Source organism: Pseudomonas sp. Arb-4-2C, from assembly GCF_055755015.1.
On the sequence record NZ_CM146899.1, the window covers coordinates 5,940,446 to 5,964,134 of the forward strand.

At 61.3% G+C, this 23,689-nt stretch carries 21 protein-coding genes; 11 read left to right on the forward strand and 10 right to left on the reverse strand.

The genetic code is table 11. The annotated features are described in order from the left end of the window. Positions 1–3 precede the first annotated feature (3 nt). Complete coding sequence (locus tag AC0J41_RS26975) at positions 4–1,794, forward strand: KinB sensor domain-containing domain (protein ID WP_025112295.1); 1,791 nt, start codon at positions 4–6, stop codon at positions 1,792–1,794. Here AC0J41_RS26975 and AC0J41_RS26980 read toward each other — a convergent pair. The 7 genes from AC0J41_RS26980 to AC0J41_RS27010 all read right to left on the reverse strand — a co-directional run bounded on the left by AC0J41_RS26980 (position 1,791) and on the right by AC0J41_RS27010 (position 9,141). Next, complete coding sequence (locus AC0J41_RS26980; RefSeq protein WP_025112296.1) at positions 1,791–3,404, reverse strand: EAL domain-containing protein; 1,614 nt, start codon at positions 3,402–3,404, stop codon at positions 1,791–1,793. The genes AC0J41_RS26975 and AC0J41_RS26980 overlap by 4 nt on opposite strands. A 76-nt stretch (positions 3,405–3,480) precedes the next feature. Beyond that, positions 3,481–4,260: an N-acetylmuramoyl-L-alanine amidase gene (locus AC0J41_RS26985; protein WP_473014051.1), complete on the reverse strand. Its 780-nt coding sequence runs from the start codon at positions 4,258–4,260 to the stop codon at positions 3,481–3,483. A gap of 100 nt (positions 4,261–4,360) precedes the next feature. Then, positions 4,361–6,460, reverse strand: coding sequence for a GGDEF domain-containing protein (locus tag AC0J41_RS26990; RefSeq protein ID WP_473014052.1), 2,100 nt, complete (start codon positions 6,458–6,460; stop codon positions 4,361–4,363). Continuing rightward, positions 6,457–7,335 carry an endonuclease/exonuclease/phosphatase family protein gene (locus AC0J41_RS26995; RefSeq protein ID WP_025112299.1) on the reverse strand — a complete coding sequence of 293 codons (879 nt, stop codon included), beginning with the start codon at positions 7,333–7,335 and terminating at the stop codon, positions 6,457–6,459. The genes AC0J41_RS26990 and AC0J41_RS26995 overlap by 4 nt, the downstream gene beginning before the upstream one ends. Before the next feature lie 14 nt (positions 7,336–7,349). Then, positions 7,350–7,991 (reverse strand): thiol:disulfide interchange protein DsbA, encoded by a 642-nt coding sequence (gene dsbA, locus AC0J41_RS27000; RefSeq protein WP_025112300.1) that lies wholly within the window; start codon positions 7,989–7,991, stop codon positions 7,350–7,352. Positions 7,992–8,191: 200 nt separating this feature from the next. Further along, positions 8,192–8,803, reverse strand: coding sequence for a c-type cytochrome (locus AC0J41_RS27005; protein ID WP_025112301.1), 612 nt, complete (start codon positions 8,801–8,803; stop codon positions 8,192–8,194). A 32-nt stretch (positions 8,804–8,835) separates the two neighbouring features. Next, positions 8,836–9,141 (reverse strand): c-type cytochrome, encoded by a 306-nt coding sequence (locus AC0J41_RS27010; protein ID WP_025112302.1) that lies wholly within the window; start codon positions 9,139–9,141, stop codon positions 8,836–8,838. Between the two features lie 191 nt (positions 9,142–9,332). On the opposite strand from AC0J41_RS27010, the gene yihA reads away from it, so the two are divergent. Further along, positions 9,333–9,983, forward strand: coding sequence for a ribosome biogenesis GTP-binding protein YihA/YsxC (yihA, locus tag AC0J41_RS27015; protein ID WP_025112303.1), 651 nt, complete (start codon positions 9,333–9,335; stop codon positions 9,981–9,983). Between the two features lie 412 nt (positions 9,984–10,395). On the opposite strand, the gene polA is transcribed toward yihA, so the two are convergent. Continuing rightward, positions 10,396–13,200: a DNA polymerase I gene (polA, locus tag AC0J41_RS27020; protein ID WP_473014053.1), complete on the reverse strand. Its 2,805-nt coding sequence runs from the start codon at positions 13,198–13,200 to the stop codon at positions 10,396–10,398. Positions 13,201–13,274: 74 nt separating this feature from the next. On the opposite strand from polA, the gene AC0J41_RS27025 reads away from it, so the two are divergent. Both AC0J41_RS27025 and AC0J41_RS27030 read left to right on the forward strand, forming a co-directional pair. Beyond that, positions 13,275–13,565 carry a DUF2782 domain-containing protein gene (locus AC0J41_RS27025; RefSeq protein ID WP_025112305.1) on the forward strand — a complete coding sequence of 97 codons (291 nt, stop codon included), beginning with the start codon at positions 13,275–13,277 and terminating at the stop codon, positions 13,563–13,565. A gap of 60 nt (positions 13,566–13,625) precedes the next feature. Then, positions 13,626–14,579 carry a homoserine kinase gene (locus AC0J41_RS27030; RefSeq protein ID WP_473014054.1) on the forward strand — a complete coding sequence of 318 codons (954 nt, stop codon included), beginning with the start codon at positions 13,626–13,628 and terminating at the stop codon, positions 14,577–14,579. 127 nt (positions 14,580–14,706) lie between these two features. Here AC0J41_RS27030 and AC0J41_RS27035 read toward each other — a convergent pair whose 3' ends face one another. Further along, positions 14,707–15,627 (reverse strand): zinc ABC transporter substrate-binding protein, encoded by a 921-nt coding sequence (locus AC0J41_RS27035; protein WP_473014055.1) that lies wholly within the window; start codon positions 15,625–15,627, stop codon positions 14,707–14,709. A gap of 66 nt (positions 15,628–15,693) precedes the next feature. On the opposite strand from AC0J41_RS27035, the gene AC0J41_RS27040 reads away from it, so the two are divergent. From AC0J41_RS27040 to AC0J41_RS27055, 4 genes are read left to right on the forward strand one after another with little or no spacing between them, the layout of a single operon-like run. After that, positions 15,694–16,176, forward strand: coding sequence for a Fur family transcriptional regulator (locus tag AC0J41_RS27040; RefSeq protein ID WP_025112308.1), 483 nt, complete (start codon positions 15,694–15,696; stop codon positions 16,174–16,176). Then, positions 16,176–16,961, forward strand: coding sequence for a zinc ABC transporter ATP-binding protein ZnuC (znuC, locus tag AC0J41_RS27045; RefSeq protein WP_025112309.1), 786 nt, complete (start codon positions 16,176–16,178; stop codon positions 16,959–16,961). The genes AC0J41_RS27040 and znuC overlap by 1 nt, the downstream gene beginning before the upstream one ends. Further along, complete coding sequence (znuB, locus tag AC0J41_RS27050) at positions 16,954–17,742, forward strand: zinc ABC transporter permease subunit ZnuB (protein WP_473014056.1); 789 nt, start codon at positions 16,954–16,956, stop codon at positions 17,740–17,742. Before znuC ends, znuB begins: the two co-directional genes overlap by 8 nt. Positions 17,743–17,779: 37 nt before the next feature. Further along, positions 17,780–18,493 (forward strand): PA5502 family lipoprotein, encoded by a 714-nt coding sequence (locus AC0J41_RS27055; protein ID WP_473014057.1) that lies wholly within the window; start codon positions 17,780–17,782, stop codon positions 18,491–18,493. 108 nt (positions 18,494–18,601) lie between these two features. Here AC0J41_RS27055 and katE read toward each other — a convergent pair whose 3' ends face one another. Then, positions 18,602–20,743: a catalase HPII gene (katE, locus tag AC0J41_RS27060; RefSeq protein WP_473014058.1), complete on the reverse strand. Its 2,142-nt coding sequence runs from the start codon at positions 20,741–20,743 to the stop codon at positions 18,602–18,604. A 263-nt stretch (positions 20,744–21,006) separates the two neighbouring features. Between katE and AC0J41_RS27065 the strand changes: the two genes are divergently transcribed. From AC0J41_RS27065 to AC0J41_RS27075, 3 genes are all read left to right on the forward strand, one after another. Further along, positions 21,007–22,014, forward strand: a complete 1,008-nt coding sequence (locus AC0J41_RS27065) for a methionine ABC transporter ATP-binding protein (RefSeq protein ID WP_025112313.1) — start codon at positions 21,007–21,009, stop codon at positions 22,012–22,014. Then, positions 22,014–22,688, forward strand: coding sequence for a methionine ABC transporter permease (locus AC0J41_RS27070; RefSeq protein WP_025112314.1), 675 nt, complete (start codon positions 22,014–22,016; stop codon positions 22,686–22,688). The genes AC0J41_RS27065 and AC0J41_RS27070 overlap by 1 nt, the downstream gene beginning before the upstream one ends. A gap of 79 nt (positions 22,689–22,767) precedes the next feature. Next, positions 22,768–23,538, forward strand: coding sequence for a MetQ/NlpA family ABC transporter substrate-binding protein (locus AC0J41_RS27075; protein WP_025112315.1), 771 nt, complete (start codon positions 22,768–22,770; stop codon positions 23,536–23,538). Positions 23,539–23,689: the final 151 nt, after the last annotated feature.

The window sequence follows — 23,689 nt, forward strand, 5'->3', positions numbered from 1 at the left end:
GCGATGAAACTGGCGATGAAGTTGCGCACGCGCTTGTTCCTGAGCATCTCCGCGTTGATCACGGTGGCGTTGCTCGGGCTGTTGCTCGGGCTGGTCAGTGTCATGCAGATGGCCGGGACTCAGGAAGCGCTGATCCGCAACAACTTCGTCACCCTCGATCTGGGACTCAAGCTGCGCCAGACCCTCGGCGATCAACTGATCATGATGCTTGCCGAAAAGCCCGATAACGCTGCGTTCGAAGCCTCGAAGCAGCATTATTTACAGCTTCTCGATCAAGGCATTGCCCAGGAGGAAGTCGGTGATGGTCGCCAATACAGCTTCAGTCAGGCCAAGGCCGATTACCAACGTTTCCTTCAGGCGTTCGATCAGGTACGTGACCCGGCCACTGCGTTGAGTGGCACCGGCGATTTGCGTGAGCGCTTCAACACGCTGCGCAACGGCCTGATTGCCGAACACAAGCATGCGCTCGACAACATCAACTCGGTGCAGCACGCCGCTCGCGACCGTGCGCTGTTGGTTGCCGGCCTGCTTGGACTGGTCGGGTTGGCCGTGTTGATCATCGGTTTTGTCACGGCGCATGCCATTGCCCGGCGCTTTGGTGCGCCGATCGAGGCGCTGGCCAAGGCCGCGGACAACATCGGCCAGGGTAATTTCGACGTGACCCTGCCGATTTCTTCGGCGATGGAAATGAACCAGCTGACCAAGCGCTTCGGCTTGATGGCCGAGGCGCTGCGTGAGCATCAGGCGACCAACGTCGACGAACTGCTGGCTGGCCAGCAGCGTTTGCAGGCGGTGCTCGACAGCATCGACGATGGCTTGCTGATGATCGATCGCGATGGGCGTCTGGAGCACCTCAATCCGGTTGCCCAGCGCCAACTGGGCTGGGACAGTGATCGCTTGGGGCAGGGCTTGGGCACAGCGCTTGAGCGACCGGAACTCGACGCGCAGCTGCAACTGGTGCTGCGCGGTGGCACGCTGGAGCGTGCCCCGGAAGATTTGAGCATCGAAGTCGACGGCGAATCGCGCCTGCTGACTTACAGCCTGACCCCGGTCAGCCACACCCAGGGGCATATCCTCGGCGCGGTGATGGTGCTGCACGACGTCACCGAACAACGTGCTTTCGAGCGAGTGCGCAGTGAGTTCGTGCTGCGGGCCTCTCATGAGTTGCGCACACCGGTCACCGGCATGCACATGGCCTTCGGCCTGTTTCGCGAACGTGCGAAGTTTCCCGCGGATTCCCGCGAGGCGGATCTGCTCGACACGGTCAACGAAGAGATGCAGCGCCTGATGCAGTTGATCAACGACCTGCTCAACTTCTCGCGCTATCAGAACGGTTTGCAGAAACTCACGCTGGCGCCATGTTCCATCGAAGACTTGCTGGCGCAGGCGCAATTGCGTTTTGCCGATTCGGCCGCGGGCAAAGGCATTGCCCTGAACGTCGAAGTGCAGGGACCGTTGCCGCGCTTGCAGGCCGATCAGACGCAACTCGACCGGGTGCTCGACAATTTGATCGACAACGCACTGCGCCATACTGCCCGCGACGGGCAGATTCGCCTGCAGGCGCGTCGGCATGGCGAACGGGTGATCATCAGCGTCGAGGACAACGGCGAAGGCATTGCCTACGGTCAGCAAGGACGGATCTTCGAGCCGTTCGTGCAGGTCGGGCGCAAGAAGGGCGGCGCCGGGCTCGGGTTGGCGCTGTGCAAGGAAATCGTCCAGTTGCACGGCGGGCGGATGGGCGTGTATTCGCGGCCGGGGCAGGGCACGCAGTTCTACATGGCGCTGGCGGTCTAGGCTTCGTCGTCCAGTCGACGGCCGGCAAGGCGCCGTCCACGGGTGATCAGCTCGATGAACTGCACCGCACTCAGGGCCTGGGCGAACAGCCATCCCTGACCGAATTTCACGCCTTCACTGCTGAGAAACACGGCTTGCGCTTCGTGCTCGATACCCTCGGCAATCACTTTCAGATCCAGTGCCTGCGCCATGTGGATGATGTGCGGCGCCACGCCGCTGCTGGCCGCGTCATGGCCGAGTGCGTCGATAAAGGCCTTGTCGATCTTCAGGCAATCCACCGGTAGCGTCTGCAGGTAGGCGAGGCTGCAATAGCCGGTGCCGAAGTCGTCGATCAGCACCTGATGGCCGACGTCGCGCAAGGCTTGCAGGTTCTCCCGTGCCACCACCACGTCGATCAACCCGCGCTCGGTGACTTCGAAGGCAATCTGCCGTGCCGCGACCCGGTGCAGGGTCAACAGTTTGGCCATGACCTGACCGATGCGCGGCACCATCACGTCGCATGCGGCGAGGTTGACCGAGATGTACAACTGCGGGTTGGCACGCAGCACCGGCCCCAGTTGCTCCAGCAGCCGCTGCAGGACGAAGTCGGTCATCTGGCGGATCTGTCCGGTGTTTTCCGCCATGGGAATGAACAGATCGGGGCTGGTCAGCGTGCCGTCCGGACGGCGCCAGCGCAGCAGGGCTTCGGCGCCCACGCAGTTGCGGCTGTCGAGATCGAAAATCGGTTGATACAGCACCTGCAGCTCGCCACGACGGATCGCGCCCTGGAGCTCGGCGTCCAGCGACTGGCGCTGACGCACCAGCAAAAACACGAAGAACCCGGAAAATGCTCCCAACAGCAGGCAGCCGGGGACCATCCACCACCACACCGTCGGAATGTGCATGCCACTGCGCGGGGTGATCAGCACCAACTGGTATTCCGGGTTGTTGGTGGGCATGCGGTAGATCAGCCGTGATTGAGTGACCTGCAGGGCCTCGCGGCTCTTCGGTGGCCAGACCTCGGTGGGTGGCCACGCCTGAGCAATGCCCAGCACCGGAATCGCCCGCTTGCCGTGATCCAGTACGACCAGCAGGCTGCTGTCCGGTGGCAGGTCGACCATGTCAGTCAAATGCCCGCGGGAGGTCGCTACTCGGAAATTGCCGCGGCCGAGCATCAGGGCGGCACGGTTTTCATCGGGTTCGGTGGTGGTGTTGAGCCAGTAGCTGTAGGTCGGACCTTTGATGTCCGGCGCACGGACGACCGACAGCCCCTCTTGCCGGGGGCGGTTGGAGCAGATTCGTGTGCCGTCCATGTAGGCCGCTTCATAGACGAAGCGATAATTGAAGGTGACCTGTTGCAGGGTGGCGATCATTTCGTCATCGCAACTGCGCAACGGCTGCGCTTCAAGGTCATCAAGGCTTTCGCGCAACTGCCCGAACAATTGTTCGAGGCGGGCCAGAAAACGCTCGCCCTGAGCGTTCATCTCCTGGCTTTCGTTTTGTTCTATCTGGCGCATGGCGAAGAACGTTCCGCCGGCGATCAACAGCGCAGCACTGAGGACAGCCGCGATCATCGCCAAAAACCAGGGGCGATAAAACCAGCTACGCAGCGTCTCTCGGGTAGCAACCATCATGGAATATCCGAAGAATTACCAATGAGTTATAGCTGCTGATTGCGTTTTCGCCCTGACCGTCGGGCGGGCGTCATTATTTTGTCTGGTTGAGTACCAGCAACAACGCGGCCGTTTGCGCGTCCGGCGTGCCGTCGAAGCGCGAAGGGCGGTAGTGCATCTGGAAGGCAGCCAGTACGTGGCGGGTCGCGACGTCCAGCTCGCCGGTTTGCGGGGTGTCGTAACCGACGCGCGCCAGTTGCGCCTGGAACCAGCTGATGCTCGGCAGCTCGGCGTTGAACTGCGCCTGCTGACGCGCCACCGCTTGTTCATTGGGCCAAACACCCAGGCCTTCGGCCGCCAGGCGTTTCCATGGGAACAATGGGCCCGGGTCGAGTTTGCGCAGCGGCGCGATGTCACTGTGGCCGATGATGTGGCGCGGGCTGATGCCCTGACGCTTGCTGATGTCCTTGAGCAGGACGATCAGCGATTGAATCTGCGCTTCGCTGTACGGGAACCACAGGCGCCCGGTCGGCGTGTCCTTGAAGCCCGGGTTGACGATTTCGATGCCGATCGAGCTGGAGTTGAGCCAGGTCCGGCCCTGCCATTCGCTCTCTCCGGCGTGCCACGCGCGCAGGTTTTCATCCATCAGTTGGTAGATGGTGCCGCTCTCGTCGTCGCCGATCAGGTAGTGGCTGCTGACTTCGCCGTGGGTCAGCAGTTGCAGCGAGCGGGCGAGGGAGGCGGAGGTGTAGTGCACGATCACGAACTGGACGCGGCTGTCGTGATTGGCCGAAGGATGGCTGGTGTCGTAACGCGGGCCGCTGGCACAACCGGCCAGGACGAGCAGCGACGCGAGGAGGGCAAAAAATTTCATGGCGGAAGGCAGTACACGCAAGACAATAATGCAACAGTGTAACGTACTGCCTTGCCTATCGACGGCCAACGGGCTGATTTAAACAAAATGGAACAATTGCTCAGCCCAGCTCGACCCGGTTGCGCCCGGCATTTTTCGCCCGATACAGCGCCTGATCGGCTCTTTTGAGCACCAGATCGCTGTGTTCTCCCGGCCGGAATGACGCCAGCCCCATGGAAATGGTGATCGTCACCCGTTCACCCTTGAAGTGAAACGGGCAGGCCTCGATTGCTGCGCGCAGGGTTTCCAGCAGTTTGGCGCCTACGGCAGGGGGGGTGGCCGGCAACAGCAAGACAAACTCCTCACCGCCAAAGCGGGCAATGAAGTCTGAGCCGCGCAGGCGTTTGCGCAACACCGTGGCGATGATCTTCAGCACCTTGTCACCGGCCAGATGACCGTAGTTGTCGTTGATCCGCTTGAAATGATCGAGGTCGAGCATCGCCAGGCTCAAGGTGTTGCCGTGTTGCTGCCACTGCTTGATCTCGTGTTCGAGCCGTTCGCTCCACGCGGCGCGGTTGGGCAGGCCGGTGAGCGGGTCGATCAAGGCTTTCTGGCGTTGTTCTTCCAGGTGCTCACGGAAACCCAGGGCTTCCTGCTCCATGTGCGCCACGCGCTCGGCCAGGCCCTTGAGGCGTGCAGCCACTTCCTGCTCGCGAGCATCGCGTTGTTTCTGGTGCTGGTCCATGGTGCCGAGCAGGCCTTCGAGATGGTTCTCCAGCACTTGCTTGAGGTCATCCAGATCGGCGGCTTCCTGCACGCTGGTCTGCAGGCCGTCGACCTGTTCGCGGATCTGCGTGTCCATCGCCCGTGCCGCCGAGCTGTTGTCGGCGTGGCCTTCACTGGCGGCCTGCAGATTGCTCTGGAATGCTTCGAGGCGTTCATTGAGCTGTTGCAGATAGACTTCGAATTCATGCTGGCCGCTGTCGGTGATTGCCAGCATCAACGTCGCAAGATCGTCGAGAATCGGCAGCAGTTCGTACCAGTTCAGACCATTTTTCAATCGATCGCGCATTGCCTCTGCCTGCGGGCGATGGCGCTCGGGCAGGGTCAGGTCGTCGAGTAACCCGATCAGTGTGTCTTCGATGTGCTTGGCCACCGAGCTGTACGACGGTTCGGGCGAGTCGGGCAGGGCGTAGAGGATGTCCTGCTCGGACTGCTCCGGATCGATGGCGGCCAGTGCCTGGGCAATAGGTTCGGGCAGAGGCAGGCTGTCGAGCAGCAGCGGTGTCGGGATCGGATGGTCTGCGGGGTGGATCAACTCGTCGGGATTGATCGCAGTCGCAGGGATTGGCGCTGCAATCGGGGCGGCTGGTGCTTCGGCCTCGGCTTCCGGCTCGGGTGCCGAGAGCGTGGGGGCGACAACGGGTTGGGTGACCGTCTCGACAGCAATGACCGGCGGCACGAAAGAAACAATGGGCGGTTCGGTGTGAGCTTGCTCGGCGGGCGCCTGCCGAGGGTTGGCCTCCGGCGTTTGCGCGACGGGGGCTGCCAGGTTCGGTGCGGGCGGAGTCGGCTCGAGGGGGGCTGTCTGCACAGTTTCGGGCGCCATGTGTTCAGCGCCGGTTGGTGTTGGCACAGGTGCTTGAGGCTGATCCGCTACCGGCGGCGTTTCTTGTGTTGCGGGAGTCTCTTCATTGTCGCGACTGCCGAACAAACGCTGCAGAAAACCCGGGCGATCTGGTTCGGCGGGCGTTTCCAGCTGGTGCAACGCCTTGCCCTGCAAACCACTGAGCTCGCTCAGCAGCAGTGGCATCTCCCGCGCCTGGCCGACCCGGCTGTCGAGTTGCTTGGCAAATTTTTTCAGCGGCTGCGCCACTTCTCGAGGCAATGGCAGGGCTTGCAGTTGGCTGACCAGCGCGGTCAGCGCGGTGCTGACCTGATCGATGCGGGTCTCGCGCCGCTGTTCGGAGTCGAGCACAGCCTTTTCCAAGCGCGGCAACAGGGCGGCGAGGCCGGCGTCCATGTCGTCCGTGCGCACCACATCGCGCATCTCTTTCATGCACTGATCGACGACCTTGTCGGTGCCTTCGGCTGCCAGGGTGCTGCGCACCAGGCCGCGACGCAGCAAGTCGAGCCTTGCGGCCCAGCGCCGTTCGAGCTTGTCCTGCTGTTCGATGCTTTTGAGGTATTTCTCTTTCCAGCGCTGGGCTTCGTCGCTCATTCAGGGGTTCCGCGAGGGGCAGGACTCAACGCGGGCAATGCATCGGCCGTGAGCGAACCCGGCAGACGAATCTCTACCGCGACCGGCAGGTGATCGGAAATCGGCTGCGCCAGCACTTCGACCTTTTCCAGGGTCAGGGTCGGGCTGAGCAGAATATGATCAAGGCAACGCTGCGGGCGCCAGCTGGGAAAGGTCGCTTCCAGCTGCGGGGCCAACAGGCCGAGATCGCGTAACGGTGACTGTTGTAGCAGATCGCTGGCATGGGTGTTCATGTCGCCCATCAATACCTGGTGCTTGTAGCCACTGATCAGGTCGCGAATGTAAGCCAGTTGCAGGCTGCGCACCCGGGCGCCGAGGGCCAGATGCATCATCACCACCACCAGCGCTTCCGGGCCTTCGCCGAAGCGCAGCAGGATGGCGCCGCGACCTTTCGGGCCGGGCAGCGGATGATCTTCGATCGCCCACGGCTTCAGGCGACTGAGCACGCCATTGCTGTGCTGGGCCAGTCGACCGAGGTTGCGATTGAGTTGTTGATACCAGTAGGGAAAGGCGCCGAGGTGGGCCAGATGTTCGACCTGATTGACGTAGCCTGAACGCAGGCTGCCGCCATCGGCTTCCTGCAGGGCGACCAGATCGAAGTCGCCAAGCAGGTCGCCGATCTTCTGCAGGTTGCCTGAGCGCCCGGTGTGCGGCAGCAGGTGCTGCCAGCTTCGGGTCAGGTAATGCCGATAGCGCTCGGTGCTGATGCCGACCTGGATGTTGAAGCTGAGCAGGCGCAGACGATGGTCTGCGGGCAGGCCCGTGGACTCCAGGTGATGCTCGTTGACCTGCGGATCATGCAGGCCAACGATGCGTTCGGTTCCCCAGCGGCGCATGGCGATTACCGCGCTTAGTTGGCAGCTGCCTTGTTGGCCGCTCGCTCTTTGGCGACCAGTTGGTCAGCCAGTTTCAAGGCTTCTTCGGCACCACCGGCAGAGCCGATGTCGAAGCGGTACTTGCCGTTGACGATCATGGTTGGCACGCCAGTGATTTCATACTTCTTGGCCAGCTCACGCGCCTTGACGATCTGACCCTTGATGGCGAACGAGTCGAAGGTGGCGAGGAACTTGTCCTTGTCCACGCCCTGAGTGGCGAGGAAGTCAGCCATCTCGTTCTTGTCGGTCAGGCGCTTGTGCTGCTTCTGGATGGCTTCAAACACGGCGGCGTGAACCTTGTGCTCGACACCCATCGCTTCGAGGGTCAGGAACATCTGGCCGTGAGCGTCCCACGGGCCGCCGAACATCGCAGGAATACGCACGAAGTTGACGTCGGATGGCAATTTCTCAACCCATGGATTGATCACCGGCTCGAATGCGTAGCAGTGTGGGCAGCCATACCAGAACAGCTCGACCACTTCGATCTTGCCAGGCTCTGCCACCGGCACCGGGTTGGCCAGCTCGACGTAAGGGGCGGCCGGTGCTTCAGCGGCCTGGGCGGTCACGCCGAACAGGCTGGCAGCGACGAGAGCGGCGCTGATGATCAGATTACGCATGCTTTACTCCTGGACAATTTTGGTCGCCTCGCGCGACCTGTTTTCAGACAGATCCTGGCGGGCATGAGTTCTATAGTGTAACGGCAGCGGCCACAAAAAAGGGCGGCCAAAGCCACCCTTTTTATACTTGCTGCGACGGATTAATCGAGCGTTAACGTTGCAGGAGATGTCCATCACCGGCAACGCTCGATTCAGGCTGCTTAGTGCAGGCCCTGGATGTAGCTGGAGACCGCGGCGATGTCTTCGTCGCTCAGACGCTTGGCGATCGTTTGCATGGTCATGGTGTCGCCGTCGTTATTGCGGCCGCCTTCTTCCTTGCGGAAATCGGTCAGTTGCTTGGCGATGTATTGAGCGTGTTGGCCACCCAGGTGCGGGAAGCCGGCGGCAGCGTTGCCGGCGCCATTGGGCGAGTGGCAGCCGGTGCAGGCTGGCAGGCCCTTGGCCAGATTACCGCCCCGGAACAGCGCCTCACCACGGGCGACTATTTTCGGATCAGCTGCGCCGACGCTGCCTTTCTGGCTGGCGAAGTAGGCGGCGATGTCGGCCAGGTCCTGATCGCTCAGGTTGGTCAGCAGGCCCGTCATTTCCAGAACGGTGCGCTTGCCCGACTTGATGTCGTGCAGTTGCTTGGTCAGGTAGCGTTCACCCTGGCCTGCCAGTTTCGGAAAGTTGGGTGCCATGCTGTTCCCGTCCGGGCCATGGCAGGCTCCACATACGGCGGCTTTTGCCTGGCCGGCTGCTGCATCACCTGCAGCATGGGCCATGCCGGAGATTCCCACGGTCAACAGCAGACTCACGATCAATTTGTTCATCAGCTAATCCAACTACGGCTAAGGGTTAAGAGTTATGGACCGGGTTTACTCTCGCTCATCCAAAGGATGATGGCCTGGTAATCCTCGGCACTGCAGTCCATGCACAAACCACGCGGCGGCATCGCCTTGAAACCCTGGGTCACGTGTTGCACCAGCGTCTCCATACCTTTCGCCAACCTCGGCGTCCAAGCTTCCTGATCGCCTCTTTCGGGCGCCATGGGTAGTTGGCCGGAATGACAGGCACCACAAACACGGTTGTACACGGCTTCCGGTTCCTGTGTAGCCTGTGCGCTGTAAAGCGGTATCAGGACTCCGGCAGCCAGCAGCCATTTCGTCATAAAACGACCTTTTCAGGGTTGAGAGCGTTCTGCGTTCTGATGCGCAATCAAGGTCTTTGGCTCTCGTGAACTTCATCCTTCGCTGGGACAAAGCACACACAAAATCTGCGGCATTATATACTGGCGTCACTGAAACGGAAGCGACACCGCGTTCCGCGCCCAATCCCGGCGCCGCCCACATCGGAAATCCCATGCAACTCAAGAATCCCATCCTCGGCCTGTGCCAACAGTCCACGTTCATGCTCAGTGCCGCCAAAGTCGATCAATGCCCTGACGACGAAGGCTTCGAAGTGGCGTTCGCCGGTCGTTCCAACGCCGGTAAATCCAGCGCACTGAACACCCTGACTCACGCCAGCCTGGCGCGCACCTCGAAAACCCCGGGTCGCACACAGCTGTTGAACTTCTTCAAGCTAGACGATGAACGGCGTCTGGTCGACCTTCCGGGCTACGGTTATGCAAAAGTACCGATCCCGCTCAAGCAACACTGGCAGCGTCACCTCGAGGCTTACCTCGGTGGCCGGGAGAGTTTGAAGGGTTTGATTCTGATGATGGACATCCGTCATCCAATGACCGACTTCGACCTGCTGATGCTCGACTGGGCCGTTGCCGCCGGCATGCCGATGCACATCCTGCTGACCAAGGCCGACAAACTGACCTACGGCGCAGCCAAGAACACGCTGCTGAAGGTGCAGTCGGAAATCCGCAAGGGCTGGGGTGATCTGGTGACGATCCAGCTGTTCTCGGCGCCAAAACGCATGGGCCTGGAAGAGGCCTACACTGTGCTGGCAGGCTGGATGGAACTGGCAGACAAAGGCACGGAAGTGCCGCCAGAGGCAGAGTAAGGGGATTTCAAAACTGTCTGTGGTGCTGTCAGGCAAGGCAAAAGTGCGGTTAAAAAGCAGAGTTCAGGGGGACCTGAATGAGCATTTTCAACTGCGCTTTTAACGCAGTCTGACGTCGCCACAGCGAGTTTTGAGGCAAAAAAAAGCCCCGGACTTCGTTTGGGGAGGGAGAAGTTCCGGGGTTCAAGTTCCGAACCGCTAGGGCGGGGTTCAGATATCTGCCAACACTTAACACAACATAGGAGCATCGAAGGGCTTCACCAGCCATTCAGTAACTCTGAGTAGTGAGCTGTCAGATTAGTTCAGATTTTTTTCAAAAAGCTTTGGAATAAGAGCAAGCGCGTTTCGAAATAAGCCCTCTTCAGGCGTTTGCCGCGACAGTGTGTCGCGGCAAACGCCCGGCCCAGACGCCTTAGTGCGCCTCATCCCAGTTGTTGCCGACGCCGACTTCCACCAGCAACGGCACGTCCAGCTTCGCCGCTTCGCTCATGTGCAGGCGGATTTCCTGGCTCACCTGATCGACCAGATCCTCGCGAACCTCCAGAACCAGTTCGTCGTGCACCTGCAGGATGACTTTGGCGTCCAGTGCGGACGATGCCAGCCAATTATCCACCGCCACCATGGCTTTCTTAATGATGTCTGCTGCAGTGCCCTGCATCGGCGCGTTGATCGCTGTGCGTTCAGCGGCGGCGCGCTCTTGCGGCTTGTTGGAGTTGATCTCCGGCAGGTACAGGCGGCGACCGAAGAACGTTTCGACGTAGCCCTGATCGGCAGCCTGCTTGCGGGTGCGCTCCATGTATTCGCGCACGCCGGGGTAGCGGGCGAAGTAGGTGTCGATGTAGGCCTTGGCGGTCTTGGTGTCGACGCCGATGTCCTTGCCGAGCTTCTGCGCGCCCATGCCGTAGATCAGGCCGAAGTTGATCGCCTTGGCGCCACGGCGCTGGTCGGAGGTCACTTCGTCGAGTTCGACCTTGAACACTTCGGCAGCGGTCGCGGTGTGCACGTCCAGGTTGTTGCGGAAGGCGTTCATCAGGCCTTCGTCCCTGGACAGGTGGGCCATGATCCGCAGTTCGATCTGCGAGTAGTCCGCCGCCAGCAGTTTGTAGCCTCTTGGTGCGACGAAGGCCTGACGGATGCGTCGGCCCTCAGCGGTACGCACCGGAATGTTCTGCAGGTTCGGATCGCTGGAAGACAGGCGACCGGTGGACGCCACAGCCTGATGGTACGAGGTGTGGATGCGCCCGGTGCGCGGGTTGATCTGCTCCGGCAGACGATCGGTGTAAGTGCTTTTCAGCTTGCTCATGGAGCGGTGCTCCATCAGCACTTTCGGCAAGCGGTGATCGTCCTCGGCGAGTTTCGCCAGCACTTCCTCGGCGGTCGATGGCTGGCCCTTGGCGGTTTTCTTCAGCACCGGCAGGCCGAGTTTTTCGTAGAGGATCACGCCCAGTTGTTTCGGCGAGCCGAGATTGAACTCTTCCCCGGCAATCTCGAACGCTTCGCGCTCCAGCGCAACCATCTTTTCGCCCAGTTCGATGCTCTGCACGCCCAGCAGTGCGGCGTCGACGAATGCGCCCTGGCGTTCGATGCGCGCCAGTACCGGCACCAGCGGGATTTCGATGTCGGTCAGCACACTGGCCAGGCTCGGGATCGCGCTGAGCTTTTCGAACAGGGTCTGGTGCAGACGCAAGGTGATGTCGGCATCTTCGGCGGCGTACGGCCCGGCCTGTTCCAGGGCGATCTGGTCGAAGGTCAGTTGCTTGGCGCCTTTGCCGGCGATGTCCTGGAAGCTCACGGTGGTGTGATCCAGATACTTCTGCGCGAGGCTGTCCATGTCGTGGCGGGTGGCAGTGGAGTTGAGCACGTAGGACTCAAGCATCGTATCGAAGGCGATGCCGCGCACGCTGATGCCGTTGTTCTGATCGCCGCCGATGGCGCAGTTGGCCAGGATGTTCATGTCGAACTTGGCGTGCTGGCCAACCTTGAGTTTGTTCGGATCTTCGAGAATCGGCTTCAGCGCGCGCAGCACGGTGTCGCGATCCAGTTGCTCGGGCACGCCGATGTAGGAGTGGGTCAGCGGGATATACGCCGCTTCGTTGGCCTGCACGGCGAACGACAGGCCGACCAGTTGCGCCTGTTGCGCGTCGATGCCGGTGGTTTCGGTGTCGAAGGCGAACAGCTTGGCGTTCTGCAGTTTTTCCAGCCAGACGTCGAAACGCGCCTGATCGAGGATGGTTTCATAAGCGGCTTCAGCGGGGGCGGCTGGCGTTTGGGCCGCAGGTGCGCTGAACAGATCGCCAGCCGGCGCAGGCTCGATGGCCGCGCTCAGTTCCTGGCGCTTGGCGTCGCGGTCGAGGTCATTCAGCCAGCTCTTGAATTCCAGCAGGGTGTAGAGCTCGTAGAGTTTGGCGGGATCTTCCGCGCCCATTTGCAGATCGTCGAGTTCGACGTCCAGCGGCACGTCGACCTTGATGGTCGCCAGTTGATAGGAGAGGAACGCCATCTCCTTGTGCTCTTCGAGCTTGGCCGGCAGGGTCTTGGCCCCACGAATGGGCAAGGTCGGGACGATGTCGAGCTGCGCATAGAGCTCGGTCAGGCCGCCGTTGACGCCCACCAGCAGGCCGGATGCGGTCTTCGGGCCGATACCGGGAACGCCGGGGATATTGTCGGAAGAGTCGCCCATCAGCGCCAGATAATCGATGATCTGCTCCGGAGCGACGCCGAATTTCTCCTTCACGCCCTCGACGTCCATCGAACTGCCGGACATGGTGTTGACCAAGGTAATGTGGCCGTCGACCAGTTGCGCCATGTCCTTGTCGCCGGTGGAGATGATCACCGGGCGATACGCCGCCGCGCTGCTGCGCGCCAGGGTGCCGATCACGTCGTCAGCCTCGACGCCTTCCACGCACAGCAGCGGAAAACCGAGGGCGATCACGCTCTGGTGCAGCGGCTCGATCTGCACGCGCATGTCGTCGGGCATGCTCGGCCGGTTGGCCTTGTATTCGGCGTACATCTCATCGCGAAACGTCCCGCCCTTGGCGTCGAAGACCACGGCGAACGGGCTGTCCGGGTACTGCTTGCGCAGACTCTTGAGCATGTTCAGCACACCTTTGACCGCGCCGGTCGGCAGGCCTTTGGAGGTGGTCAGTGGTGGCAGTGCGTGGAAAGCGCGGTACAGGTAAGACGAACCGTCCACCAGGACGAGGGGGGCTTGGCTCATGAGCAGAATCAACCTTTTCGGCGGGCCCGGCGCTAGAATAGCGGGACCGTTGACGACAAAGGGACAAGGTTATCATGCGTACGTTAAATCGCTTGCTGCTGGTCAGTTTGATTGCAATCTCACCGTTGGCGGCGATGGCCGCGGATGATGCGCCGTCGGCCGATCCGGAAGTTACCATCCGCACGGAAGGCGACAAGACCATTCAGGAATACCGCCAAAACGGTTTCCTGTATGCGATCAAGGTTACCCAGAAGGGATTTCCTCCCTATTTTCTGGTGCGTGCGGACGGTACCGATGCAAACTTCATCCGCTCGGATCAGCCGGATATGCTGATCCCGTCGTGGAAGATTTTCGAATGGAAGTAGTCTCTTAATTTTAATCGGCGCTGCTGTGCTGGCGGCGCCCGAACTGAGCAGTTTTTAACCATGTCTGTGTTCACCCCCCTGGCTCGGCCCGAGCTGGAAACCTTTCTCGCCCCTTACGGGCTCGGCCGTCTGCTTGATTTCCAGGGGATCGCCGCCGGCAGCGAAAACACCAATTTCTTTGTCAGCCTGGAGCAGGGCGAGTTCGTCCTGACCCTGGTCGAGCGCGGTCCGGTGCAGGAGATGCCGTTCTTCATCAACCTGCTCGATGTGCTGCACGAGGCCGATCTGCCGGTACCTTACGCACTGCGCACCACTGACGGTGTGGCGCTGCGTGAGCTCAAGGGCAAGCCGGCGCTGCTGCAACCGCGCCTGTCCGGCAAACACATCAAGGTCGCCAACGCCCAGCATTGCGCGCAGGTCGGTGAGTTGCAGGCGCATCTGCACCTGGCGACCCAGGGCGAGCGCATGATCAAGCGCAAGACCGATCGTGGCCTGGACTGGATGCTGGAGGAGGGCACGGAGTTTCTCTCGCACCTGAGCGACGAGCCGCGTGCGCTGTTGCACAAGGCGCTGGAGGAAATCACTGCGCAGAAAGACAGGATTCTTGCGTTGCCACGGGCCAACATCCATGCCGACCTGTTCCGCGACAACGCGATGTTCGAAGGCACGCACCTGACCGGGTTGATCGACTTCTACAACGCCTGCTCGGGGCCGATGCTCTACGACGTGGCGATTGCTTTGAACGACTGGTGTTCGGACGAGGACGGTTTGATCGATGGGCCGCGTGCCCGCGCATTTCTCGGCGCCTATGCCGCGTTGCGGCCGTTCACGGCAGCGGAGGCCGAGTTGTGGCCGACCATGTTGCGTGTGGCGTGTGTGCGGTTCTGGCTGTCGCGATTGATCGCCGCCGAGCAGTTTGCCGGGCAGGACGTGCTGATTCACGATCCGCGGGAGTTCGAGCAGCGATTGGCGCAGCGGCAGCAGGTGCATACACCGCTGCCGTTTGCCCTCTGAGTTAATTCTGGAGGCCACCACGAACCTGTGGGAGCGGGCTTGCTCGCGAATGGGGCGGCACATTCAGCATCTATGTTGACTGGCACACCGCTTTCGCGAGCAGGCTCGCTCCCACAGGAGTCGGGGGTTACAGCGATTCCAGGCACCCGGCCAGATCATTGCCCAGCTTCTCCAGCACCTGCTCATATCCCTGAGCCGTCGCTGGCGTGTAACCACCCAACGCATCCAGCTCCGCCAGCTTCACCGGCAGACCCGCTACCAGTGTCTCCGCCAGGCGCGGACGCAGCGGTGGCTCGCTGAACACACAGGTCTTGCCCACTTCCTGCAGGCGTTTGCGCATCGCCGCCACATGCTGCGCGCCCGGCTGCACTTCCGCCGCCACGCTGAACACGCCGGTGTGCTTCAGGCCGTAAGCGTCCTCGAAGTAATCGAAGGCTTCGTGAAACACGAAGTACGGTTTGCCTTCAATACCGGCCAGACGCTTCTTCAAGCGTGCATCCAGCGCATCCAGGCGCTCATCGAAGGCCTTGGCGTTGCTCTGATAGCGCTCGGCGTTGGCCGGATCGGCGGCGCTCAGGTCGGCAGCCATTTTGTCGGCAATCACCCGCGCATTCACCGGCGATAACCACAGATGCGCGTCCAGGGTGCCCGGGCGGTGGTCGTGGTCATGCTCGTCGGCGTCTTCGGCGTGGGAGTGGCTGTCTTCGGCAAAGCGGCGCAGTTTCATGTCCGGCAGATCTTGCACGGCCACGCTCGGCAGGGTCCGACCGTTGAGCACGCGCGGCAGGAAACCTTCCATGTCCGGACCGATCCAGTACAGCAAGTCCACCGATTGCACCTTGCGCACATCCGAGGGGCGCAGCGCGTAGTTGTGCGGCGAAGCGCCCGGCGGCAGCAACACTTCGGGAATCGCCACGCCGTCCTGCACCGCCGCTGCAATCAACTGCAACGGTTTGATGCTGGTGAGGACCTTGACCTCGGCCTGGGCCGAACCGATCAGCAGAAAACTGGCGACAAAAGCCACAAAAACAGAAAAAAGTCGGGACACGATGACCACTCAAGGAGGCGAGAACGGGTAACATAATAACGTCTCTATCAAAACTCGTCGCCGCCCATGCCTATTACACCGATTGCCAGCCGTCCCCACGACCACTCTCATTGCGTGCACAGCGCACTGACCGAGGCCGATGCCTTGTGCGCCCAGAAAGGCCTGCGCCTGACTGCGTTGCGCCGGCGGGTGCTGGAACTGGTGTGGCAGAGCCACAAGCCGTTGGGCGCCTATGACATTCTCGCGGTGCTGAGCGAGCAGGACGGCCGCCGCGCCGCGCCGCCAACCGTCTACCGCGCGCTGGATTTTCTCCTGGAAAACGGCCTGGTGCACCGCATCTCGTCGCTCAACGCCTTCGTCGGTTGCGTGCACCCCGAGCATGCGCACCAGGGCCAGTTCCTGATCTGCCGCGACTGCCACGCCGCCATCGAGCTGGAACAGAAAGCCATCAGCGACGCGATCATCAACAGCGCCAAAGACGTCGGTTTCATCGTCGAAGCGCAGACCGTTGAAGTGGTCGGCCTGTGCTCCGGTTGCCAGGGGGCTTGATGAGCAACCCGTTGATCCGTCTTCAGCACGTCGCCGTCACCTTTGCCGGGCAGACCGTGCTGGACAACATCGAGCTGAGCGTCGAGCCGGGGCAGATCGTCACGCTGATCGGCCCCAACGGCGCCGGCAAGACTACTCTGGTGCGCGCCGTGCTCGGGCTGTTGAAGCCGGACAGCGGCAGTGTCTGGCGCAAGCCGAAACTGCGCGTCGGCTACATGCCGCAAAAACTCCACGTCGATCCGACCTTGCCGCTGTCGGTGCTGCGCTTCCTGCGTCTGGTGCCCGGTGTAGACCGCCCGCGTGCATTGGCGGCGCTCAAGGAAGTCGGCGCCGAACACGTGATCGACAGCCCGGTGCAAAGCGTTTCCGGTGGTGAGATGCAGCGGGTGCTGCTGGCGCGGGCGCTGCTGCGCGAGCCGGAACTATTGGTGCTGGATGAGCCGGTGCAAGGCGTCGATGTCGCCGGGCAAGCCGAGCTGTACAGCCTGATTACCCGCCTGCGTGACCGTCACGGCTGCGGCGTGTTGATGGTTTCCCACGATTTGCACCTGGTGATGAGCACCACCGATCAGGTGGTGTGCCTGAACCGTCACGTCTGCTGCTCCGGGCATCCGGAGCAAGTCAGCGGCGATCCGGCGTTCGTCGAGCTGTTCGGCAAGAATGCGCCGAGTCTGGCGATCTATCACCACCATCACGACCACGCCCACGACCTGCACGGTTCGGTGGTCAAGGCGCCCGGCGCGGGCCACACCCACGTTCACGGAGACAACTGCAAGCATGGCTGATTTTCTGTTGTATGCCCTGCTTGCAGGTCTGGCACTGGCGGTGGTCGCCGGGCCGTTGGGCTCGTTTGTGGTCTGGCGACGGATGGCCTATTTCGGCGACACCCTGTCCCACGCTGCACTGCTTGGCGTGGCGCTGGGCTTTCTGCTGGATGTCAGCCCGACCGTTGCGGTCACGGTTGGCTGCCTGCTGCTGGCGGTGCTGCTGGTGACCCTGCAACAGCGTCAGCCGCTGGCCTCCGACACGCTGTTGGGAATTCTTGCACCGAGCACGCTCTCTCTCGGGCTGGTGGTACTAAGCTTCATGCATGAAGTGCGGATCGACCTGATGGCCTATCTGTTCGGCGACTTGCTGGCGATCAGCCCGACCGATCTGATGTGGATCCTCGGCGGCAGCGCGGCGGTGCTGGTGTTGCTGGTGACATTGTGGCGGCCGCTGCTGGCGATCACTGTGCATGAGGAATTGGCCAAGGTCGAAGGCCTGCCGGTGGCGGGCCTGCGCATGGCGCTGATGCTGTTGATCGCGGTGGTGATCGCGGTGGCGATGAAAATCGTCGGCGTGTTGCTGATTACCTCGCTGTTGATCATCCCGGCGGCTGCGGCACAACGTCACGCCCGCTCGCCGGAGCAGATGGCCTTGGGCGCGAGCCTGCTGGGCATGCTCGCGGTGTGTGGCGGGCTGACGCTGTCATGGTTCAAGGACACCCCGGCGGGGCCGTCAATCGTTGTGACGGCGGCCGCACTGTTTCTGCTGAGTTTTGTTCTGCCCCGTCGAGGGGTGTAGACTTGCTCGCTTTTTGCGCAATTAGAGAGTCGCAGGAATGAAGCCGTTCGCCTCCCGTTATCTGCTCCTTGTCGCATTTTCCGTGCTGCTGGGCGCCTGCCAAAGCACGCCGCCGGTGGCCGAAGCCCCCGACGCGCGGGCCACGGCCATCGCACAGCTGGAGCAAAGCCTGGCCAGCAGCGAACTGGCCACCGCCGAAGACCAGCTGGCGGCCTTGCAGACTGAAACTCCCAACGATCAGTCCCTGGAGCAATACCAGCGCCAGTTGGCCGAAGCCTACCTGCGTCGCAGCCAGATCGTGTTGCAAAAGGGTGATGTGAACGCCGCAGCCACCGCGCTGAGCCGTGCCCGCGCCCTGATGCCCAAAGCCCCGGCGCTGACCGGCGGGGTCAACGGCGCCATCACCGAAGCCCGTAAAGCCGAGCTGGAAAAAGCCGAAGCGGCGTTGCTGGCAGCTGAAGCCAAACCGAAAGCCAAGGTGATCGATCCGACCGCCGAGAGCACCACGGTGGCGCTGAACATCACCGATAGCCGCAAACTTCGCCGCCAACTGGATGCGATCGCCGCCGATGTGGTGAATTACGAATGTGCCGTGACCATTCAGGCGCCACGGACCAATGATTACCCTTGGCTGGCGACGTTGCTGACCAAGCGTGTGAAGAAACTGAATCCGGATTTCGATCTGCAGATCGAGAAGCAGATCGTGCGTACAGTCCCGGCGCAGATGGTTCTGATTCCTGCCAAGCCCTGAAAGCTTCTCGAGCAAGCCCGCTCCCACACTGGATCTGTGTCGTACACCAATCCAATAATGTGGGAGCGGGCTTGCTCGCGAAGGCATCCTGCCAGTCAGCGAAGACCTTTAGGCCGGAATGGCCTTGGCCTTAGGCTCCCGCGCCCACACCCGATGCTGCCCGATCGCGGCAAAGAACGGCTTGGTCAGCCCCGGCACATCCTTGCCCTGCAGCAACCCTGCATCCGCCTCCAGCTTCAACAGGTCCTGCAGCTGCTTGGCCTCGCCGTGCAGCGCAATCGCCTTCAGATGCTTATAGGCCTCCAGCAGGTAGTGCAACGCCACGCCGTCGCCGCTCAACGCCTTGATCGACGCCGCGCCACCCGGCACGAACACCGCATCGAAGATCACCGAAGGCATGCCCTCCATGGATGCATCCACCGCCAGGGTTTTGCCGTCGGCAGTCTTCACCGGCGCTGAGGTTGGCCCCAGCAGCTTGGCGTGCGCACCTTCAGCCGCCAACGCCTTCTTCATCGCCTCAATCGCAGCACCATCGACGCCGTTGGCTGCAAGAATCGCCACTTTGCGGGTTTTGATGTTTTCCGGCAGCAGATTGGCCTGACTCAGCGCCGGCGAATGATCGAACGAGGTTCGACGCACCTCGACCGTGCCTTTGGCTGGCGCCGGCAACCCCAGATTGACCGCGACACGCTTGGCCAGCTCCAGGTCGATGTTGGCCAGGATCTCGTTCACCTCCCGCGCGCGGATAAACTCACGTTCGACCTTGCCCAGCTCGAAGCTGTAGGCGGCGATGATGTGCTCCTTCTCGTGCTCACTCATGCTGTTGAAGAACAGCCGTGCCTGAGAGAAGTGGTCGCTGAACGACTCGCTGCGCTGGCGGATCTTGTTCGCATCAATGCGTTCAGGGTAGCTCTCGAAGCCGCCGTCTTTGGCCGCCGGAGGGGTTTCTTTCGGCCAGCCGCCATCAATCGAGTTCGGCTCATAAGAGGCGCGGCCCTTATCGATTACGGAGCGGTGCTGCGCATCACGCTGACCGTTGTGGAACGGCGCCACCGGGCGGTTGATTGGCAACTCATGAAAATTCGGTCCGCCGAGTCGGCTGATTTGCGTATCGGTGTAGGAAAACAGCCGACCTTGCAGCAGCGGGTCATTGGAGAAGTCGATGCCCGGCACGATATGACCGGGACAGAATGCGACCTGCTCGGTCTCGGCGAAGAAGTTGTCCGGGTTACGGTTGAGGGTCATCTTGCCCAGTGGGGTGATCGGCACGATTTCTTCGGGGATCAGTTTGGTCGGGTCGAGGATGTCGAAATCGAAGTCATGCTCGTTTTCCTCCTCGATGATCTGCACCCCCAGTTCCCACTCCGGATAGTCGCCCATTTCGATGGCTTCCCAGAGATCGCGGCGATGGTAGTCGGTGTCTTTACCCGCGAGCTTCTGCGCTTCGTCCCACACCAGCGAGCAGGTGCCGGCGGTCGGACGCCAGTGGAATTTGACGAAGCGCGATTTGCCCTCGGCGTTGATCAGGCGGAAGGTGTGGATGCCGAAGCCCTGCATGCTGCGCAGGCTTTTCGGGATCGCCCGGTCGGACATCGCCCAGATCACCATGTGCGCCGATTCCGGCACCAGCGAGACGAAGTCCCAGAACGTGTCGTGGGCCGAGCCGCCGGTGGGTATTTCGTTGTGCGGCTCGGGTTTAACCGCGTGGACGAAATCGGGAAACTTGATCGCATCCTGGATGAAAAACACCGGCATGTTGTTACCGACCAAGTCGAAGTTGCCTTCATCGGTGAAAAACTTCACGGCGAAACCGCGCACGTCGCGCACGGTATCACCAGAGCCGCGCGGCCCCTGCACTGTGGAAAAACGCACGAACACCGGAGTCTTTTTCCCCGGATCCTGCAGGAAACCGGCCTTGGTCAGCGCCGAATGGTTCTCGTACGCCTGAAAGAAGCCATGGGCGCCGGTGCCGCGCGCGTGAACGATGCGCTCCGGAATGCGTTCATGGTCAAAGTGCGTGATTTTCTCACGCATGATGAAGTCTTCCAGCAGCGACGGCCCGCGCGGGCCGGCCTTGAGGGTGTTCTGGTTATCGGCGACCTTGACTCCCTGATTGGTGCGCAGGGCCTGGCCAGTGGCGTCGGAGCGAAATTTCTCCAGGCTGTCGAGTTTGGCGTTGGTGTTGGCGCGATCCTGGGTATCGGTTCCGGCCATCTGGCTTTTGTCGGTCGTAGGTTTCTTGCTGCTCATCAGACGTAAACTCCTCGTTTGACCCCGATACGTGTCGGGGACTCTTGAGTGGTTCCCGGGCACGGTACCCAGGGTTTTCAAGTCGCTTACTTAGTGACTGATGAGGGTCTCGGGGCGTTCCTTTTTTATGACCTTTGATCTTGTTATTGCCAAATCGAAGGTTAATTGCGAAATAAATGCTAAGAACCTCTATACGGACAGGCTAAAATGCGCGCCCGGCTAACCGCTGATCCTTTTCTAACGCGCCCCACAAGGTTCGCTACGTGATCGAGTTTCAAAACGTCCACAAAACTTACCGCGTCGCCGGTAAGGACATTCCCGCCCTGCACCCGACCAGTCTTTCGATTGAAAACGGTCAGGTCTTCGGCCTGATCGGCCATTCCGGTGCGGGGAAAAGTACCCTGCTGCGTCTGATCAATCGCCTGGAAGACTCCAGCGGCGGCAAGATCATCGTCGACGGCGAAGAAGTCACCGCGCTGGACGCCAACGGCCTGCGCCGTTTCCGCCAGCAAGTCGGGATGATCTTCCAGCACTTCAACCTGCTCGCCTCCAAGACCGTGGCCGACAACGTCGCGCTGCCGCTGACCCTGGCCGGTGAACTGTCCACCAGCGAGATCAACCAGCGCGTCGCCGAGTTGCTGGCACGGGTCGGTCTGTCTGATCATGCCAAAAAGTACCCGGCACAATTGTCCGGCGGCCAGAAACAGCGCGTCGGCATCGCCCGCGCCCTGGCGACCAAGCCGAAGATTCTGCTGTGCGACGAGGCCACCAGCGCCCTCGACCCGCAGACCACCGCGTCGGTCCTGCAACTGCTGGCCGAGATCAACCGCGAACTGAAACTGACCATCGTCCTGATCACCCACGAGATGGACGTGATCCGTCGCGTCTGCGATCAGGTGGCCGTGATGGATGCCGGCGTGATCGTCGAGCAAGGTTCGGTGGCCGATGTGTTCCTGCATCCGAAGCACCCGACCACCAAGCGTTTTGTGCAGGAAAGCGAGCAGATCGACGAAAGCGAACAGCGCGATGACTTCGCTCACGTGCCGGGTCGCATCGTGCGTCTGACCTTTCAGGGCGAAGCGACCTACGCGCCGCTACTCGGTACTGTCGCCCGGGAAACCGGCGTCGACTACAGCATCCTCGCCGGTCGCATCGACCGGATCAAAGACATTCCTTACGGGCAACTGACCCTCGCCGTCACCGGTGGCGACATGGAAGCGGCCTTCGCCCGCTTCACCGCCGCTGACGTTCACATGGAGGTGTTGCGCTAATGGCAGACCTGATGAGTTTCTTCACCAATATCGACTGGTACGAAATCTGGCTGGCCACCGGCGACACGATGCTGATGCTCGGCGGTTCGCTGCTGTTCACCGTGCTGCTCGGTCTGCCGCTGGGTGTGTTGCTGTTTCTCTGCAGCCCGCGTCAGCTCCTGGAAAACCGTGGCCTCTACGCTTTCATGTCGCTGGCAGTGAACATACTGCGTTCGCTGCCGTTCATTATTCTGTTGATCGTGATGATCCCGTTCACCGTGCTGATCACTGGCACCTCGCTTGGCGTGGCCGGTGCGATCCCGCCGTTGGTGGTGGGGGCGACCCCGTTCTTCGCGCGTCTGGTGGAAACCGCGCTGCGTGAAGTCGATCGCGGCATCATCGAAGCGACCCAGTCGATGGGCGCGACCACCCGGCAGATCATCATGAACGCTTTGCTGCCAGAGGCCCGTCCCGGCATCTTCGCAGCGATTACGGTGACGGCGATTACACTGGTGTCCTACACGGCAATGGCCGGTGTGGTCGGCGCCGGTGGTCTGGGTGACCTGGCGATCCGTTTCGGCTATCAGCGTTTCCAGACCGACGTGATGATCGTCACCGTGGTGTTGCTGCTGATTCTGGTGCAAGTGCTGCAGATGGTGGGCGACCGCCTGGTCGTGCATTTCTCGCGCAAATAACCGGTTTTTTGTAATCAAGAGATGAGCCGGCCATTCGCTGGCAGGCGCCATACGGGCGCTTTGAAAAGGAGTTAGCTGAATGAAAAAACTGATCGCTGCTTTCGCTGCCGTAGCTGCTTTTTCGGCCCACGCTGAAACCCTGACCGTTGCTGCCACTCCGGTGCCGCACGCAGAAATCCTCGAATTCGTGAAGCCGGCTCTGGCCAAAGAAGGCGTGGATCTGAAGGTCAAGGTGTTCACCGACTACATTCAGCCGAACGTACAGGTCGCTGAAAAGCGTCTGGACGCCAACTTCTTCCAGCACCAGCCGTACCTTGATGAGTTCAACAAGGCCAAGGGCACCCATCTGGTCGCGGTGACCGGTGTGCACCTGGAGCCACTGGGTGCGTACTCGAACAAGATCAAAGACCTGAAGGACCTGCCAAGTGGCGCGAACGTGGTGATCCCGAACGACGCCACCAACGGCGGCCGTGCGCTGTTGCTGTTGGACAAGGCTGGCGTGATCAAGCTCAAGGACTCGAAGAACATCCTGTCGACTGTCAAAGACATCGCCGAGAACCCGAAAGACCTGAAAATCCGTGAACTGGAAGCTGCGACCATCCCGCGCGTGCTGACCCAGGTCGATCTGGCGCTGATCAACACCAACTACGCGCTGGAAGCCAAGCTCGATCCGTCCAAGGATGCGCTGGTGATCGAAGGCAACGACTCGCCGTACGTGAACATCCTGGTGTCCCGCGAGGACAACAAGGACAGCGACGCGATGCAGAAACTGGCTGCCGCCCTGCACAGCCCGGAAGTGAAGAAGTTCATCACCGAGAAGTACAAAGGCGCGGTATTGCCGGCGTTCTGATTCGGTTGGTTGTGTACAAAAAGGGAGCCCTGGCGGCTCCCTTTTTTTGGCCTGACACAAATCCCCTGTGGGAGCGGGCTTGCTCGCGAATGCGGTGTGTCAGTCGCCATATCTTTATCTGTCCCACCGCATTCGCGAGCAAGCCCGCTCC

What these genes read in the sequence shown, in the direction of transcription:
- AC0J41_RS26975 (WP_025112295.1), top strand. Translation starts at nt 4, where the DNA reads ATGAAACTGGCGATGAAGTTGCGCACGCGCTTGTTCCTGAGCATCTCC.
- AC0J41_RS26980 (WP_025112296.1), bottom strand. Translation starts at nt 3,404, where the DNA reads ATGGTTGCTACCCGAGAGACGCTGCGTAGCTGGTTTTATCGCCCCTGG.
- AC0J41_RS26985 (WP_473014051.1), bottom strand. Translation starts at nt 4,260, where the DNA reads ATGAAATTTTTTGCCCTCCTCGCGTCGCTGCTCGTCCTGGCCGGTTGT.
- AC0J41_RS26990 (WP_473014052.1), bottom strand. Translation starts at nt 6,460, where the DNA reads ATGAGCGACGAAGCCCAGCGCTGGAAAGAGAAATACCTCAAAAGCATC.
- AC0J41_RS26995 (WP_025112299.1), bottom strand. Translation starts at nt 7,335, where the DNA reads ATGCGCCGCTGGGGAACCGAACGCATCGTTGGCCTGCATGATCCGCAG.
- dsbA (WP_025112300.1), bottom strand. Translation starts at nt 7,991, where the DNA reads ATGCGTAATCTGATCATCAGCGCCGCTCTCGTCGCTGCCAGCCTGTTC.
- AC0J41_RS27005 (WP_025112301.1), bottom strand. Translation starts at nt 8,803, where the DNA reads ATGAACAAATTGATCGTGAGTCTGCTGTTGACCGTGGGAATCTCCGGC.
- AC0J41_RS27010 (WP_025112302.1), bottom strand. Translation starts at nt 9,141, where the DNA reads ATGACGAAATGGCTGCTGGCTGCCGGAGTCCTGATACCGCTTTACAGC.
- yihA (WP_025112303.1), top strand. Translation starts at nt 9,333, where the DNA reads ATGCAACTCAAGAATCCCATCCTCGGCCTGTGCCAACAGTCCACGTTC.
- polA (WP_473014053.1), bottom strand. Translation starts at nt 13,200, where the DNA reads ATGAGCCAAGCCCCCCTCGTCCTGGTGGACGGTTCGTCTTACCTGTAC.
- AC0J41_RS27025 (WP_025112305.1), top strand. Translation starts at nt 13,275, where the DNA reads ATGCGTACGTTAAATCGCTTGCTGCTGGTCAGTTTGATTGCAATCTCA.
- AC0J41_RS27030 (WP_473014054.1), top strand. Translation starts at nt 13,626, where the DNA reads ATGTCTGTGTTCACCCCCCTGGCTCGGCCCGAGCTGGAAACCTTTCTC.
- AC0J41_RS27040 (WP_025112308.1), top strand. Translation starts at nt 15,694, where the DNA reads ATGCCTATTACACCGATTGCCAGCCGTCCCCACGACCACTCTCATTGC.
- znuC (WP_025112309.1), top strand. Translation starts at nt 16,176, where the DNA reads ATGAGCAACCCGTTGATCCGTCTTCAGCACGTCGCCGTCACCTTTGCC.
- znuB (WP_473014056.1), top strand. Translation starts at nt 16,954, where the DNA reads ATGGCTGATTTTCTGTTGTATGCCCTGCTTGCAGGTCTGGCACTGGCG.
- AC0J41_RS27055 (WP_473014057.1), top strand. Translation starts at nt 17,780, where the DNA reads ATGAAGCCGTTCGCCTCCCGTTATCTGCTCCTTGTCGCATTTTCCGTG.
- katE (WP_473014058.1), bottom strand. Translation starts at nt 20,743, where the DNA reads ATGAGCAGCAAGAAACCTACGACCGACAAAAGCCAGATGGCCGGAACC.
- AC0J41_RS27070 (WP_025112314.1), top strand. Translation starts at nt 22,014, where the DNA reads ATGGCAGACCTGATGAGTTTCTTCACCAATATCGACTGGTACGAAATC.
- AC0J41_RS27075 (WP_025112315.1), top strand. Translation starts at nt 22,768, where the DNA reads ATGAAAAAACTGATCGCTGCTTTCGCTGCCGTAGCTGCTTTTTCGGCC.